Genomic DNA, 13,696 nt, shown 5'->3' with positions numbered 1-13,696 from the left:
ATGACCGGCACGATCACGGCCGAGCGGCGGCAGCTGACCGGCCTCGCCTACCGGCTCCTGGGCTCGATGAGCGACGCCGAGGACGTCGTCCAGGAGGCGTACGGCCGGTGGTACGCCCTGTCCGGGGCGCAACGGGACGCGATCGAGTCGCCGGGGGCGTGGCTGACGACGGTCGCCGGCCGCATCTGCCTCGACCTGCTCGGCTCGGCCCGCGTGCGGCGGGAAAGCTACGTCGGCGAGTGGCTCCCGGAGCCGCTGCCCGGGGCGGCGGGTTCGCTCGCCGACCCGGCCGACCGCGTCACGCTGGACGAGTCGATCACGATGGCGTTCCTCGTCGTGCTGGAGTCCCTGACACCGGCCGAGCGGGTGGCCTTCGTCCTGCACGACGTCTTCGGCTACCCCTTCGCGGAGGTGGGGCACGTCCTCGGCCGGACGTCCGCCGCGTGCCGGCAGCTGGCTTCCTCCGCCCGCCGCCGCGTCCGGGCCGCCCGCGCCCCGGTGCCGGCCAGGGGGAGCGCCGAGGTGGTCCGCGCCTTCAAGCTGGCCTGGGCCGCACGGGACATCCAGCGGCTGGTCGGCATCCTCGATCCGGAAGCGACGGTCGTCGCGGACGGCGGCGGGCTCGCCAGTGCGGTCCGCCGCCCGATCGAGGGAGGCGAGCGGGTCGCGCGCTACGCCGTGGACCTGGCGGGCCGGATCCCGGCCTTGACGCTCGAGGAGACCACCGTCAACGGGCGGCCGGGCCTGGTCGCGCGGCGGGACGGCGCGGTCGTGGCCGTGATGGCGTTCGAGGTGGCCGGCGAGTCGGTCCGGCGGATCTGGGCGGTGCGGAACCCCGAGAAGCTCCGCCGGTGGCAGGCTGCTTGAGGGGTCGCTAGCCGCCCGGGCCGACGCGGTCGTCGTGCCGGCTGTGCGGGGCCGGCACGATGAACGCGATCACCCCCGCCGCCAGTCCGGCGAGCACGGACAGGTGCGCGGCGGCCGGCACGGCGCTGATCAGGAACAGCCGCAGCGACCCCGAGATCAGCAGGCGCCACATCCTCGGGCTCATGATCAACAAATACCCGCGGCGGACCGCCGTCAACCCGTGCCGAGGCAACGGCCCGGTCACGTTCACCCGCCGGGGTGGTGCGCCGCCCGGGTGAACGTGCCGCGCCGGAACGCGCGGTGCGTCGGCGAACGAGCGTTCGTCATTTCGACACGTTCGACAGGTGGGGGTCGCGTGAGTTCCGGTCGCGAAATCGTTGCGGCGCAATGCGGCCCTTGTTAACGGAACGCCAAGGAGTTTCGTCCTTTCCCGTGGCGGCCGGAACGGAAACCGCGGGATAACGATCCGTTTGCCGGAGCGTGATCGACTGGACATCGGCGGTGGCGCTGGCGAACATTGACCTCCTTGCGTGGAAGGGGAGGGGACGGTGAGCCTCAGTGCGGCGGACGTGGTCGGCGAACTCAAGGCCCTGCGCAAAGGGAGGGCAATTTTCACGACACCGCTCGCGGACCGGGTCGGCCCCGCATTACGTTCCACTTGCGGCATTGTCGAAGATGACGGAACCGTGGAGATGCGGCGTAAGCTGTCCGATCGATTGCGCCCGCTGGTCGAGTCGTTGCCGGACGATCTGAAGATCGCTTTGCTCGCCGCGTTCGCGCTCGACGAGCGGGCGCGAAAACCGTTCTACCAGGAGCGGGTGCACTGGGCGGCGATCACGCTCGACCGCGACGACCGGACGGTCCGGCGCCGGATCGACGAGGGAATCGAGCAGATCGCCGCGCTGGCCGTCGCGGCGGCCGTGCCGGCACCCCGGCTGTATCCGGGCCGCGGATGGCACACCGAAGAACTGCGCGTCACGCTGGCCCTCGACCAGCCCGTGCCGGAGGCGTTCGAATTCCGGCGGGTGATCGCCGATGCCGACGAAATCGCCGTGCTCGACCTGGCGCTGACGTTGCCGGTCACCGGCGAATCGGGCGATTCGGTGCGCGAACCGGATCTCGGTGTCGACGTGTTCCACGGTGGTGTGCTCGCCGGCCGGGAACGGGAATCGAGTGACCGGGTCGGGCTCGCGTTGCGGCTGCCGGAGCCGTTGCGCCGGGGCGCGCGGCACGAGGTCGGCCTGCGATTCCGGGCGAAGCTGCGAGAACCGCGTTACGTCTGCATACCGCGGTACCCGTGCGATCTTTTCGATCTGCACGTCCGGTTCGGTGAACGGGTGCCGAAGCGGATCGTGCGCCAGGAAAAGGTTTCCCCGGCCGGCGCGGATGACTGGCCGCGAACCGGTGCCGCACTGGCGGCCGACGACGCCGGCGAGGTGCACGTCCGGTTCCGGAACCTCGCTCCCGGCTTCGCGTACGGAATCCGCTGGGCCTGATTTTCCGCGATCTGTCCACGATTTGTCCGGTGTTCCGCCGGTGCTCGGCAGCGGTTCCGGCCGGGTCGTGAACGGTTAACGGACAATAGCTGGACAACCCACACCACAGTGCAACGTTGCTGGTCAGCACCTCGATAACGCCTATGTCGGACCGGGAACGCCGAGGTACCACACTGTCCGTTGTGGACGGACGCCGGCCCCGGTGGCGGACACGAGGAGGGCCCGTGGAGACCATGATCGCGGAGGCGGCGGCGGCCGTCGACGGCTACACCGTGCCGGCGGATTTGCCGAGGCCGGAGGGCGGCCTGGCGAAGGAGCAGCTCGACCCGGTGGTGGCGGCGGCGCGCGACGGCGACCCGGACGCGGTCCAGGCGCTGCTCCGGCTCATCAAGCCGACGGTCGTGCGCTACTGCCGGGCGCGGATCGGCGGCCGGGACCTGTCGTACCTCTCGGCCGACGACGTCGCCCAGGAGGTGTGCCTGGCGGTGCTGAAGGTGCTGCCGAACTACCAGGACCGCGGGGGATCGTTCCTGTACCTCGTGCGGGCGATCGCGGCGAACAAGGTCGCCGACGCGTTCCGCTCGGTGGCCAGGGACCGGTCGAAGCCGGTGCCGGAGCTGCCGGACCGCCCGCTGGGCGGCAACGAGCCGGAGAACCACGTCCTCGAACTCGACCTCGGCGCCCGCCTGGGCCGGCTGATGGCGTTGCTGCCGCCACTGCACCAGGAGATCCTGTCGCTGCGGATCGTCGGCGGCCTGTCGGCGAACGAGACGGCGGAGGCGCTGGGCATCTCCGCCGGCAACGTCCGGATCACGCAGTTCCGCGCGCTGACGAAGCTGCGCGGCATGATCGGGGACGGTGGCCTCTGAACCGTCACTCCAGCCATTCGGTGATGAAGTGGTCGCTTTCGTGGATGTGCACGGCCTCGTAGACGCCGGGGCCGAGCACGGCGAACTTGTGCGGCGTGCCGGCCGGGACGACGAGCACGTCCCCGGCCCCGCCGTCGCGCTGTTCGCCGCCGACGGTGAACCGGGCCCGCCCGCGGATGATGACGAACGTCTCGGTGTACGGGTGCCGGTGCAGCCGCGGCCCGGAGCCGACGACGTCCGTGCTTTCGCGGATGACCGAGACTCCGGACCCGACGTCGCGTCCTTCGAAATTCTCGCTGTCGCTCACCTGGCCAGGGTAGCCGTCACGGGCTGGTCACGACCTTGCGCAACTGGCCGAGCGCCCGGTGCTGGGCCACGCGCACGGCACCCGGCGTCGAGCCGACCGCGGCCGCCGTCTCCTCCGCCGACAGGCCGACGACCACGCGCAGCACCACGATCTCCCGCTGTCTGCGCGGCAGCACCCGCAGCAGTTCCGTCACCCGTTCGCGCAGTTCGCGCCGCAGCGCGTGGTGTTCGGGCCCCAGCGACGAGTCGGGTTCGTCGGGCAGTTCGGCGACCGGCTCGTCCTTCCGCGCGGCCGCCTTGCGCGCGGCGGCGACCCTGGTCCGGGCGATGCCGCAGACGAAGTCCGGGAAGGACCGTTCCGGTGGCCGCCGCGGCAGCGCTTTGATCAGTGCCACGCAGACGTCCTGGGCGACATCGTCGGCCGAGTCCGGGTCCAGGCGATCGCGGCAGTAGCGCACCACGAGCGGCCGCGCCGCGGCCAGCAGGTGGTCCGGGGTGGTGCTGGTCGTCATGGGTTTCCTCCGTGCGGGGAACTACCCGCATTCCCCGCGGACCGACCCACCTGGCGCGGATTCCCGGCCATTTCCGGGAAAGCCGCGGCCGCGACGACGATCCGTCGATCGAAGGCGCGGATGACCTACACCTGCGCGGTCGGTCCAGGTGACCCGCCGCGGGGGCGCCTGCCTGCTCGTCCAGCCGGTCCTTGCGCCGCGCGCCCAGCACGACCTGGACACCTGTCCGCTTCGACGGGTGGCGGACAGGTGTCCGGTTGGCTGGAGTGGGCGGGTGACGCCGATGCGAGCCGACGCCGAGCAGAACCGCGAGCGCATCCTGGAGGTCGCCCTGGTGGCGCTCAAGGCCTCCGGCGCCGAGCGGGAGCGCGCACGCGGCACCTGCTGTCAGTGGTGCTGGACGGCCTGAAGGCCTAAGGCTCCTGCTGGGACCGGAACGCGTCCAGCACGCGACGCTCCCTTTTGGTCGGCCGTCCCGCGCCGCGGTCGCGGCGGGCGACCGGGATCGCCGTTTCGGGCGGCGGCTTCGGGGTCCGGTCCACGTAGCACGTCGCCGCGTCCGGAGCGCCCACGCGCTTCTGGATCACCCTGACCACGTCGAGGATCTTCGTCGTCCCGTCGACGCGGTAGCGCACTTCGTCGCCCGGGACGACCGTGGTCGCCGGCTTGGCCGGTTTGTCGTTGACGCGCACGTGGCCGCCGCGGCAGGCCGCCGCCGCGTCCGGGCGCGTCTTCGTCAGCCGGACCGCCCAGAGCCAGCGGTCCACTCGGGTGGACTCCACAGTCGTCCATCATGGCCCATTCAGCGGCACTGCCCCGCAACCCCGCCAGGTTACTCGCGAGTACTTGTCGACTTGTCTGCACCGCAGAGCTATAACTTGTTCTAAATACCTCAACGGTGAGGAACACCAAATGAGTGACGAACCCGTGTGGAGAACAACTTCTGGCTCCGTATCCCGTCGTCTCTTCATTGCTGGAACTGGTTCTATCTTGGCGAGTGCCGCGCTGGCCGGTCGAGCCACCGCCGCGTCGCCGCAGCAGGCCGCTGTCGCCGACGGCGCCCGCGTGTCCGCGCTGGTGATCGGGTCGGGCTACGGCGGCTCGGTCGCCGCGCTGCGGCTCGCCCAGGCGGGCGTCGACGTGCAGATGATCGAGATGGGCATGGCCTGGGACACCCCGGGCGCGGACGGCAAGATCTTCTGCACCACGCCCAATCCGGACCAACGGTCGTTCTGGTTGCGCACCAGGACGAAACAGCCGCTGTCCAACTTCCTCGGGTTCCCGATCGACAAGGACATCCCGCGCTACACGGGCATCCTCGACGCCGAGGAGTTCAGCGGGATCACCGTGTACCAGGGCCGCGGCGTCGGCGGCGGCTCGCTCGTCAACGGCGGCATGGCCGTCACGCCGAAGCGGGAGAACTTCGGCGCGATCCTGCCCACGGTCGACGCGAACGAGATGTACGACGTCTACTACCCGCGCGCCAACGCCGGGCTCGGGGTCGCCAGTGTCCGCCCGGCCTGGTTCGAGACCACCGACTGGTACCAGTTCGCCCGCGTCGGCCGGAAACAGGCCCAGCGGTCCGGGTTCCCGTTCGTGTTCGTGCCGGACGTGTACGACTGGGACTACATGGAACGGGAGGCGGCGGGCACCGCCACGAAGTCGGCGCTGGCCGGGGAAATCCTGTTCGGCAACAACTACGGCAAGAAGTCGCTGCAGAAGACCTACCTGCCGAAGATCGCCGCGACCGGCCGGGTCACCATCTCGCCGCTGCACCGCGTGACGCAGGTGCTGCCGGCGTCCGGTGGCGGCTACACCGTGACCATCGAGCAGCTGACCACCGCGGGCGCGGTGTCCGCGATCAAGACCGTCACGGCGGACAAGGTGTTCTTCGCCGCGGGGAGCGTCGGCACGAGCAAGCTGCTGGTGAAGCTGAAGGCGACCGGCGCGCTGCCGAACCTCAACGGCGAAGTCGGGAAGGGCTGGGGCGACAACGGGAACGTGATGGTCGGGCGGGCCAACCAGATCTGGGACCCGACCGGGGCCTCCCAGTCGACCATCCCGTGCGGCGGCATCGACAACTGGGCCGCGGGCGGCGCGTTCGCGGAAGTCGCGCCGCTGCCGACCGGGATCGAGACGTGGGCGTCGTTCTACCTCTCGATCACGAAGAACCCGAACCGCGCGCAGTTCGCCTGGAACCCCACGACGCGCGCGGTGGAGCTGAACTGGCAGACGGCGTGGAAACAGCCGGGCATCGACATGGCGAAGACCATCTTCGACAAGATCAACGCGACCGAGGGCACGATCTACCGGACCGACCTCTTCGGCACGTACAAGACCTGGGGCGACCATCTCACCTACCACCCGCTCGGCGGCGCGGTGCTCGGCAAGGCGACCGACAACTACGGCAGGCTGGCCGGTTATCAGGGCCTGTACGCGATCGACGGGTCCCTGATCCCGGGCAACACCAGCGTCAACCCGTTCGTCACCATCACGGCACTGGCCGAACGCAACATCGAAAAGATCATCGCGACGGACTTCTGACCCCGCCGGTCGTGGGGGGCGTCCTGCCCCTCACGACCGGTGGGACGGCAGCACGCAGACGGTGTCGAGGCCCAGGACGTGGTTGAGCCGGCCGAAGGCCAGCCACGCGCCGAGGCTCATGCTCAGCTCGACGATCTCCTGCTGCGTGTAGTGCCCGGCCATCCGCTCCCAGAACTCGTCGTCCAGGTCGTGGTGGTCGGTCGCGTACCGCTCGGCGTACTCCGCCGCCAGCCGCGTGCGGTCGTCGAAGCGGTCGGTCGTGCGCCACTCGAGGACGGCGTCGGCGAATTCCGGCTCGACCTTCTGCCCGTCGCGTTCGGTGCGCCAGTCGAGGCAGAAGACGCAGCCGTTGATCTGCGCGATCCGCAGCCGCGCGGCCTCGAACTCCCGCAGCCCCAGCGTCGTGTGCTCGTACACCGCCAGCGAGAACTTCGACGCGGCGATGCCGATGCCGGGCACCATTTCGCCCCAGACGTACCCGATCGGGTCCTTGCCCGCGGGGATGTCGATGTTCACGGACGGCTCCTTCCGAGCTTGCCGGCTGCCGGGCGCAGCGGGACGTCGAGTGCGTCGTAGAGGCCGGGGTCCGCCGCGGCCAGCCAGTCGATCGCGCCGACCAGGCGGCCGACGGCGGTGGCGTTGCCGCCCGCCGACCGGTTTTCGCCTTCGTCGGTCGCCTCGACGGTGACTTCGATGCGCGGCCGGCCCTCGATGATCACGCGGTGGGCGCCGTCGCCGCTGGGCGGCGTGGGCCAGTCGGGCGCGCACGACGGGTGGATGCGCGTGACGTGTTCGATGACGATCCGCGGCTCGCCGCCGACGATGCCCTGCACCTCGAACCGCACGGCACCCTGCGTGCCCTTTTCGAACTCGCCCATGGTCCGCGTGGTCACGGAGTCTTCCAACGGCCGCCGGTCGAGGGTCTCGCGCAGCTCGGTCACCTCGACGCCGAGGCCGCGCGCGATCAGCCGGACCTGGCCGCCCCACACCATCGACGGCACGCCGGTCATCAGCATCGGCGGGTCGTAGTCCATCGGCTGGCCCATCCCGACCAGGTACCGGACGGAGTCGGGCTGCTCGTACGTCGAGTAGTCGAAGATCTCCTGGCAGCGGACCACGTCGACGTCCGTGCCGAGCCCGCTGATCAGCAGCGGCAGCACGTCGTTGCCCCAGCCGGGGTCGACGCCGGAGACGAAGAGCGAGCCGCCGCCCTCTTCGATCGCGGCGAGCACCGGGTCGCGCAGCTCCGGAGGCGCGTTCCGCTGGTCGTAGAGGGGGTACAGGGCCGGCGTCACGACGACCGCGCCCGCCCGGACGGCCCGCACGATGTCGGCGAGCGCGTCGTCGAACCGGACGTCGCCCGAGGCGGCGTACACGACCGCGCGCGGACTCGCCGCCAGGACGGCGTCGATGTCGTCCGTCGCGGCGACCCCCAGTGCCTCGACTCCGGCCAGCTCGCTGGCGTCCTTGCCGACCTTCGCCGGGTCGTGGACGAGCACCGCGGTGAGCTTCAGCGCCGGGTGGGCGTCGACGGCCCGGATTGCCGCACGGCCGACGTTGCCCGTGCCCCACACCACTGTGGAGATCATGCGGCCGAGTTTTCGCCGGTCGTCCCGGGCGCCGATAGGAAATCGTTCCGGCCAGCGGACCGCGGGCCCATTGGTAACATGCTTCAGCGCCCGAACGTCGCAACCGGAGGCCCGTGATGACGATCGACCCGAAGCCCCGCAGCCGCACGGTGACCGACGGGATCGAGGCCGCGCCCGCCAGAGGCATGCTGCGCGCGGTCGGGATGGGCGACGGCGACTGGAAGAAACCGATCATCGGCGTCGCCAGCTCGTGGAACGAAATCACGCCGTGCAACCTGTCCCTGGACCGGCTGGCCCAGGCGGCCAAGGAGGGCGTGCACGCCGGTGGCGGGTACCCGCTGCAGTTCGGCACGATCTCGGTGTCCGACGGCATCTCCATGGGCCACGACGGCATGCACTTCTCGCTGGTCTCCCGCGAGGTCATCGCCGACTCGGTCGAGACGGTGATGCAGGCCGAACGGCTCGACGGGTCGATCCTGCTGGCCGGCTGCGACAAGTCGCTGCCGGGCATGCTGATGGCCGCGGCGCGCCTCGACCTGGCGTCGGTGTTCCTCTACGCGGGCACGATCGCGCCCGGCTGGGTGAAGCTCACCGACGGCACCGAGAAGGACGTCACGCTCATCGACGCCTTCGAGGCGGTCGGCGCGTGCCGGGCGGGCCGGCTCGGGACCGCCGATCTCGACCGCATCGAACGGGCCATCTGCCCCGGTGAGGGCGCCTGCGGCGGGATGTACACGGCGAACACGATGGCATCGGCGGCGGAAGCCATGGGGATGAGCATGCCGGGCTCGGCCGCGCCGCCGTCCGCGGACCGCCGTCGCGACCACTACGCCCACCTGTCCGGGGAGGCCGTCGTCGGCCTGCTTGAACGCGGCATCACCGCGCGGGACATCCTCACCCGGGAGGCGTTCGAGAACGCCATCACCGTGGTCATGGCCCTGGGTGGCTCGACCAATGCCGTGCTGCACCTGCTGGCCATCGCGCACGAGGCGAAGGTGCCGCTGACGCTCGACGACTTCAACACCGTCGGTGACCGCGTCCCGCACCTGGGCGACCTGAAGCCGTTCGGCAAGTACGTCATGAACGACATCGACCGCCACGGCGGCATCCCGGTGCTGATGAAGGCCCTCCTGGACGAGGGCCTGCTGCACGGCGACGCCCTCACGGTGACCGGGCGGACGGTGGCCGAGAACCTCGCCGAGCTCGACCCGGACCCGATCGACGGCGAAGTGCTGCGCGCCCTGGACAACCCGCTGCACCCGACCGGCGGCATCACCATCCTGCGCGGCTCGCTCGCCCCCGAAGGCGCGGTCGTGAAGTCCGCGGGCTTCGACACGGCCAACTTCGAGGGTCCGGCGCGGGTGTTCGAGCGTGAGCAGGAGGCGATGGCGGCGCTGAACGAGGGCCGGATCGAGGCCGGCGACGTCGTCGTCATCCGCTACGAAGGGCCCAAGGGCGGTCCGGGCATGCGCGAGATGCTCGCGATCACCGCGGCGATCAAGGGCGCCGGGCTGGGCAAGGACGTGCTGCTGCTGACGGACGGGCGGTTCTCCGGCGGTACCACCGGCCTGTGCATCGGCCACGTCGCGCCGGAGGCGGTCGACGGCGGGCCGATCGCGTTCGTCCGGACCGGCGACCGGATCGCCGTCGACATCAAGGCGCGCAGCATCGACCTGCTGGTCGACGCCGCCGAGCTGGCTTCTCGCCGCGCGGGCTGGGAGCCGCTGCCGAACAAGTTTCCGGAAGGGGTGCTCGGCAAGTACGTGAAGCTCGTCAAGTCGTCCTCGGACGGCGCCGTCACGAGCTGACCGCGGCTCGCAGCGCGCGCTTGTCGACCTTCCCGACGCTCGTGAGCGGCAGCTCGGCCACGAAGTCCACCCCGGCCGGGACGTAGTGCTCCTGGCCGAAGGCCTTTCGCGCGTGCTCCCGGACCTCGCCGGCGGTCAGTGGTTCACAGGTGACGAGGACGGCGTGCAGCAGCTGGCCGTCTTCGCCCGGGACACCGAAGACCGCCGCGCTCCGCACCGCGGGATGCGTCGCGAGGGCGTGTTCGACGACGGTGGTGGCGACCTTCGTGCCGTGCTCGCCGACCACCACGACGTCGTCCGCGCGGTCGAGCAGGTAGAGGTAGCCCTCGTCGTCGAAGCGGCCGAGATCGCCGGTGCGCAGCCAGCCCGCGCCGACCTCCGGGCCGCCGAGGTAACCATCCATCATGGACAGTCCGCGCACCTCGACCTCGCCGTCGGTGATGCGGGCCTCCATCCCCGGCACGATCCGGCCGACCGAGCTCCGGAGTTCGGGACGGGCGACGAGCTCGGCGGCGGAGATGCTCGCGATCATCGGCGCCTCGGTGAGGCCGTACCCCTGGCCGACGACCGGGCCGAAGACGTCGAGGGCCTGGGCGAGCCGGTGCGGCGGCAGCGGCGCGGCGCCGAGGGAGAGCGAGCGGACGCTGCTGAGGTCGGTGCCTTCCCTGGCCGGGTGGTCGAGCAGCGCGGCCAGCCGCGGCGGAGTCAGCGAGAGCGTGTCGATCCGGTGCGCCTGGATCGCTTCGAGGACGGCTCCTGCGTCGAAACCGTCGTGGACCACCACGGTGTCCAGCCGCAGGAGCGCACCGAGCACGGTGGCGTTGCCGGTCATGTGCGTCATCGGGGCGACCAGGAGCGTGCGGCCCGGGCCGTCCGGCGACGGCGTGAAGATGGACGCCATGCCGTCGTAGATGCCGCTGTGGCGGATCAGCTTCGGGGTGCCGGTGGTGCCGCCGGTGGGGAAGAGCAGGCGCACGGTTTCCGGCGGGTGCAGCGGTCCGGGTTCGCCGTCGAGGTCGTCGAGGGTGCGGACGTCGCCCGCGGGCCACTCGTGCGGCCGGTCGGTGACGACGGTGGCGCCGCTCGCCGCGGCGAGCCGGTCGCGGGGCGGCACCGAGGCCGGGACCATGAGCACGGTCGCGCCGCGCAGGAGGGCCGCCAGCTGCACGAGGACCGTCTCGGGCCGGTTGCGCAGGTCGACGGCGAGCGTTTCGACGCCGCCCAGCGCGCCGTGCAGGCGGTGGAGGCGGTCGCGGGCCTGGTGGTAGGTGGTGACCCCGCCGCCGGAGTGGAACAGGACGCGGTCACCGCCGTCGTCGAGCGCGGCGAGGACCTTCGTCAGGAAGAAGCTCACCCCGGGGAACGTACTCAGGTGAGGCTTGTTCTGCCGTTGCCCGCCGCATGGCTTTCGCTCTCGGCCGGCGGTCCGCGCGTGGGGCGCGGCGGGCTGACCAGAACAAGCCTCAGTCCTGGTACGAGAGCTTCGCCAGTTCCTCGTCGAAGTCGAACCAGTCGCTCTCGCTGCCGGCCGGGATGACGTCGTAGGTGCGGTCGAGGAAGGCAGCGATCTCCTTGGCGGGCGCTTCGAGCACCGCGGCGCCGTCGGGGGAGGTCAGCTCCACCACGACCAGCGCGGGGTCGCCGGCGGGCCCGATCCGCACGTCGCCGTCGCCGCAGCGGGCGAGCAGGCCGTCGGCGAGCAGGTCGCGGCCGAAGAGCCACCGGACCGCGCTCGGGCCGGCGTGCAGCACCACGGCGACCGCGTACGGGTCGCGGGTGTCGTACTCCAGCTCGGCCGGCACCGGTCGCGGCCCGGCCCCGAAGGTGCGGAGGGCAAAGTCGATGCGGGCGTTGGTCACGCTGTACGGGTCGGTCATGGGACCGCCTTTGCTACTCGTCGGTTAACTTCGTCTGGTTCCAGGGATAACCCATAGTCAGTTCAACGCCCAGCGTTCCGAATAACTTTCACACTCTGGGGTGATCAAGAAGTGTCCGACGTCACCGTCGGCGTGGCCGAAAGGGCAGCCTTTTCACTCATGGTGACCATTCGTCACTGAGGCCCCTTCGTGGCTTTCGGAGCCGTGCCGCCGCCGGATGGGTCCCGGCGCCGGAGTTGCGCCGTCCGGGTGGGAAAGGCCACCGCACACCAGTCCGGGCCGCCGTCCAGCCGCGAACCCAGCACGGGAAGCCGAGGACGCGGAGGGTGCCGGGCATGGGTGAGCGTGGGCGGTTGCGGCTGCAACCGGACGAGGCGCCGGCGCTCGCGCCGAGCGCCGAAGAACTGCTGCCGCGGGTGGCGGCGGGGGACGAGGCGGCGTTCGCGTCGCTCTACGACCTCGTCGCCGGCCCGGTGCTCGGCCTCGCGACGCGCGTGCTGCGCAGTCACGCGCAGGCCGAGGAGGTGGCGCAGGAGGTGCTGGTGGAGGTGTGGCGCAAGGCCACGAGGTACGAGCCGGAGCGCGGCAGCGCGCTGTCGTGGGTGCTGACCATCGCCCACCGCCGGGCCGTGGACCGCGTGCGTTCGCACCAGGCCGGCCTCGACCGGGAGGAGCGCGCCGGCCTGATGGACGTGCGGCGGCCGTTCGACGAGGTCACCGAGTCCACTTTGGCCGGTCTGGAGCAGCAGCGGGTCCGGCAGTGCCTGGCCGCGCTGACCGACCTGCAGCGTGAGTCGATCGTGCTGGCCTACTACAACGGCTACACCTACCCCGAGGTCGCCGAGGTGCTGAAGGTCGCGCCCGGCACCGTCAAGACCCGCATCCGCGACGGCCTGATCCGGCTGCGCGACTGCCTGGGGGTGGACCGATGACCGCCGAGCTGCACACGCTGACCGGGGCATACGCCCTGGACGCGGTGTCCGATGTGGACCGCGCCGAATTCGAACGGCACCTCGGCGAATGCGCCGCCTGCCGGGAGGAAGTGGCGGAGCTGCGGGCGACCGGCGCGCGGCTGGCCGTGGCCGCCGCGGCGGACCCGCCGCCGGAGCTGAAGCTGGTGGTGCTCGCCGAGGTGGCCCGCACCCGGCAGCTGCCGCCGAAGGTGCCGGTCATCCGCCGGCTGAGCCGGGCCAAGACGTGGCAGCTGCGCGTGTCGCTCTTCGGTGCGGCCGCCGCGGCCGTGGTGGCGGTCGTCGTGTTCGGCGTCGCCAGGACGCCCGCGCCCGTCGACTCGGTGCTGAGTGCGCCGGACGCGTCCGCGATCCAGGGGGCCGGCGAGGGGCACGCCACGCTCGTCGTCTCGCGCAGCCGGAACCAGGCCGTGCTCCTCGCATCGGACCTGCCCGCGCTCGACGCCGGGCACGTCTACCAGGTGTGGCTGATCGGCAGCGGCGGCGCGCGGTCGGCCGGGCTGATGACGTCCGAGGCATCGCAGCGGATGCTCGTGGCCGATCTTCCGCCCGACGTCGACCGGATCGGGATCACCGTCGAGCCCGCCGGCGGCTCGGCCGGCCCGACGACCCCCGCCGTCACCAGGATTTCCCTTGTCTAGCAGGAGGGCGCCGATCAAGACACAATCGCGCATCGATACACCGAAAGGGTTTAAACCGTTTCTTCCGGGAAGGTGCGTGGCGCGAAGCCGTGCTGTCCCAAGAAGTCAACGTGAACCGAATGGCACAGCATTTCCTTCGCCGCGCGGTGACCCACGTCACCCGAATGGCGGCAATCCGATTTTCCCGCAGGTTCGAATCAGGGGCAAGAAGTAATT

17 protein-coding genes are annotated in these 13,696 nt (G+C 71.1%); 8 read left to right on the top strand and 9 right to left on the bottom strand.

Features of this window, described 5'->3' with window-relative positions:
* Window positions 1-867, top strand: coding sequence for an RNA polymerase sigma factor SigJ (sigJ, locus tag ACFVYA_RS23335; protein WP_387047844.1), 867 nt, complete (start codon window positions 1-3; stop codon window positions 865-867).
* A gap of 7 nt (window positions 868-874) precedes the next feature.
* Here the strand turns inward: sigJ and ACFVYA_RS23330 are convergent, their stop codons facing one another.
* Both ACFVYA_RS23330 and ACFVYA_RS23325 read right to left on the bottom strand, forming a co-directional pair.
* Complete coding sequence (locus ACFVYA_RS23330) at window positions 875-1,051, bottom strand: hypothetical protein (protein ID WP_160169739.1); 177 nt, start codon at window positions 1,049-1,051, stop codon at window positions 875-877.
* A gap of 139 nt (window positions 1,052-1,190) precedes the next feature.
* A complete protein-coding gene (locus tag ACFVYA_RS23325) occupies window positions 1,191-1,385 on the bottom strand; it encodes a hypothetical protein (protein ID WP_285985663.1) in 195 nt (64 codons plus the stop codon).
* A gap of 30 nt (window positions 1,386-1,415) precedes the next feature.
* Here ACFVYA_RS23325 and ACFVYA_RS23320 point away from each other — a divergent pair, with 30 nt between their 5' ends.
* A complete protein-coding gene (locus ACFVYA_RS23320; protein WP_387047841.1) occupies window positions 1,416-2,363 on the top strand; it encodes a hypothetical protein in 948 nt (315 codons plus the stop codon).
* A gap of 233 nt (window positions 2,364-2,596) precedes the next feature.
* Window positions 2,597-3,232 carry an RNA polymerase sigma factor ShbA gene (gene shbA / locus ACFVYA_RS23315; protein WP_285993926.1) on the top strand — a complete coding sequence of 212 codons (636 nt, stop codon included), beginning with the start codon at window positions 2,597-2,599 and terminating at the stop codon, window positions 3,230-3,232.
* 4 nt (window positions 3,233-3,236) lie between these two features.
* Here the strand turns inward: shbA and ACFVYA_RS23310 are convergent, their stop codons facing one another.
* Window positions 3,237-3,539 carry a cupin domain-containing protein gene (locus ACFVYA_RS23310; protein WP_285985662.1) on the bottom strand — a complete coding sequence of 101 codons (303 nt, stop codon included), beginning with the start codon at window positions 3,537-3,539 and terminating at the stop codon, window positions 3,237-3,239.
* Window positions 3,540-3,555: 16 nt separating this feature from the next.
* The gene (locus ACFVYA_RS23305) at window positions 3,556-4,050 is read right to left on the bottom strand and encodes a sigma-70 family RNA polymerase sigma factor (protein ID WP_387047839.1); all 495 of its coding nucleotides are present in this window, start codon (window positions 4,048-4,050) and stop codon (window positions 3,556-3,558) included.
* 274 nt (window positions 4,051-4,324) lie between these two features.
* Between ACFVYA_RS23305 and ACFVYA_RS23300 the strand changes: the two genes are divergently transcribed.
* On the top strand, window positions 4,325-4,459 hold the full coding sequence (locus ACFVYA_RS23300) for a hypothetical protein (protein ID WP_387047837.1): 135 nt from the start codon (window positions 4,325-4,327) through the stop codon (window positions 4,457-4,459).
* Window positions 4,460-4,463: 4 nt separating this feature from the next.
* Here the strand turns inward: ACFVYA_RS23300 and ACFVYA_RS23295 are convergent, their stop codons facing one another.
* Complete coding sequence (locus tag ACFVYA_RS23295) at window positions 4,464-4,832, bottom strand: RNA-binding S4 domain-containing protein (protein ID WP_285985659.1); 369 nt, start codon at window positions 4,830-4,832, stop codon at window positions 4,464-4,466.
* A gap of 208 nt (window positions 4,833-5,040) precedes the next feature.
* Between ACFVYA_RS23295 and ACFVYA_RS23290 the strand changes: the two genes are divergently transcribed.
* The gene (locus tag ACFVYA_RS23290) at window positions 5,041-6,594 is read left to right on the top strand and encodes a GMC oxidoreductase (protein ID WP_387047836.1); all 1,554 of its coding nucleotides are present in this window, start codon (window positions 5,041-5,043) and stop codon (window positions 6,592-6,594) included.
* Window positions 6,595-6,624: 30 nt separating this feature from the next.
* Here ACFVYA_RS23290 and ACFVYA_RS23285 read toward each other — a convergent pair whose 3' ends face one another.
* Both ACFVYA_RS23285 and ACFVYA_RS23280 read right to left on the bottom strand, forming a co-directional pair.
* Window positions 6,625-7,110, bottom strand: a complete 486-nt coding sequence (locus ACFVYA_RS23285; protein WP_285985657.1) for a carboxymuconolactone decarboxylase family protein — start codon at window positions 7,108-7,110, stop codon at window positions 6,625-6,627.
* Entirely contained in the window at window positions 7,107-8,183 is a 1,077-nt protein-coding gene (locus ACFVYA_RS23280) for a dihydrodipicolinate reductase (RefSeq protein ID WP_387047834.1), read from the bottom strand. Before ACFVYA_RS23280 ends, ACFVYA_RS23285 begins: the two co-directional genes overlap by 4 nt.
* Before the next feature lie 116 nt (window positions 8,184-8,299).
* Between ACFVYA_RS23280 and ilvD the strand changes: the two genes are divergently transcribed.
* A complete protein-coding gene (gene ilvD, locus ACFVYA_RS23275; RefSeq protein WP_387047832.1) occupies window positions 8,300-9,991 on the top strand; it encodes a dihydroxy-acid dehydratase in 1,692 nt (563 codons plus the stop codon).
* Here the strand turns inward: ilvD and ACFVYA_RS23270 are convergent.
* Complete coding sequence (locus ACFVYA_RS23270; RefSeq protein ID WP_387047831.1) at window positions 9,981-11,345, bottom strand: class I adenylate-forming enzyme family protein; 1,365 nt, start codon at window positions 11,343-11,345, stop codon at window positions 9,981-9,983. The genes ilvD and ACFVYA_RS23270 overlap by 11 nt on opposite strands.
* A gap of 109 nt (window positions 11,346-11,454) precedes the next feature.
* Window positions 11,455-11,868 carry an SsgA family sporulation/cell division regulator gene (locus tag ACFVYA_RS23265; protein ID WP_285985653.1) on the bottom strand — a complete coding sequence of 138 codons (414 nt, stop codon included), beginning with the start codon at window positions 11,866-11,868 and terminating at the stop codon, window positions 11,455-11,457.
* A 335-nt stretch (window positions 11,869-12,203) separates the two neighbouring features.
* Between ACFVYA_RS23265 and sigK the strand changes: the two genes are divergently transcribed.
* Window positions 12,204-12,800, top strand: coding sequence for an ECF RNA polymerase sigma factor SigK (gene sigK / locus ACFVYA_RS23260; RefSeq protein ID WP_387047829.1), 597 nt, complete (start codon window positions 12,204-12,206; stop codon window positions 12,798-12,800).
* A complete protein-coding gene (locus tag ACFVYA_RS23255) occupies window positions 12,797-13,480 on the top strand; it encodes an anti-sigma factor domain-containing protein (protein ID WP_387047827.1) in 684 nt (227 codons plus the stop codon). Before sigK ends, ACFVYA_RS23255 begins: the two co-directional genes overlap by 4 nt.
* Window positions 13,481-13,696 lie beyond the last annotated feature (216 nt).

Origin of the sequence: Amycolatopsis sp. NPDC058278 (genome assembly GCF_042881395.1) — a bacterium.
In the GTDB taxonomy this organism is placed as follows: domain Bacteria; phylum Actinomycetota; class Actinomycetes; order Mycobacteriales; family Pseudonocardiaceae; genus Amycolatopsis.
The sequence above is the reverse complement of the archived record's forward strand: the minus strand, read 5'-3'. Positions and strand labels throughout refer to the sequence as shown.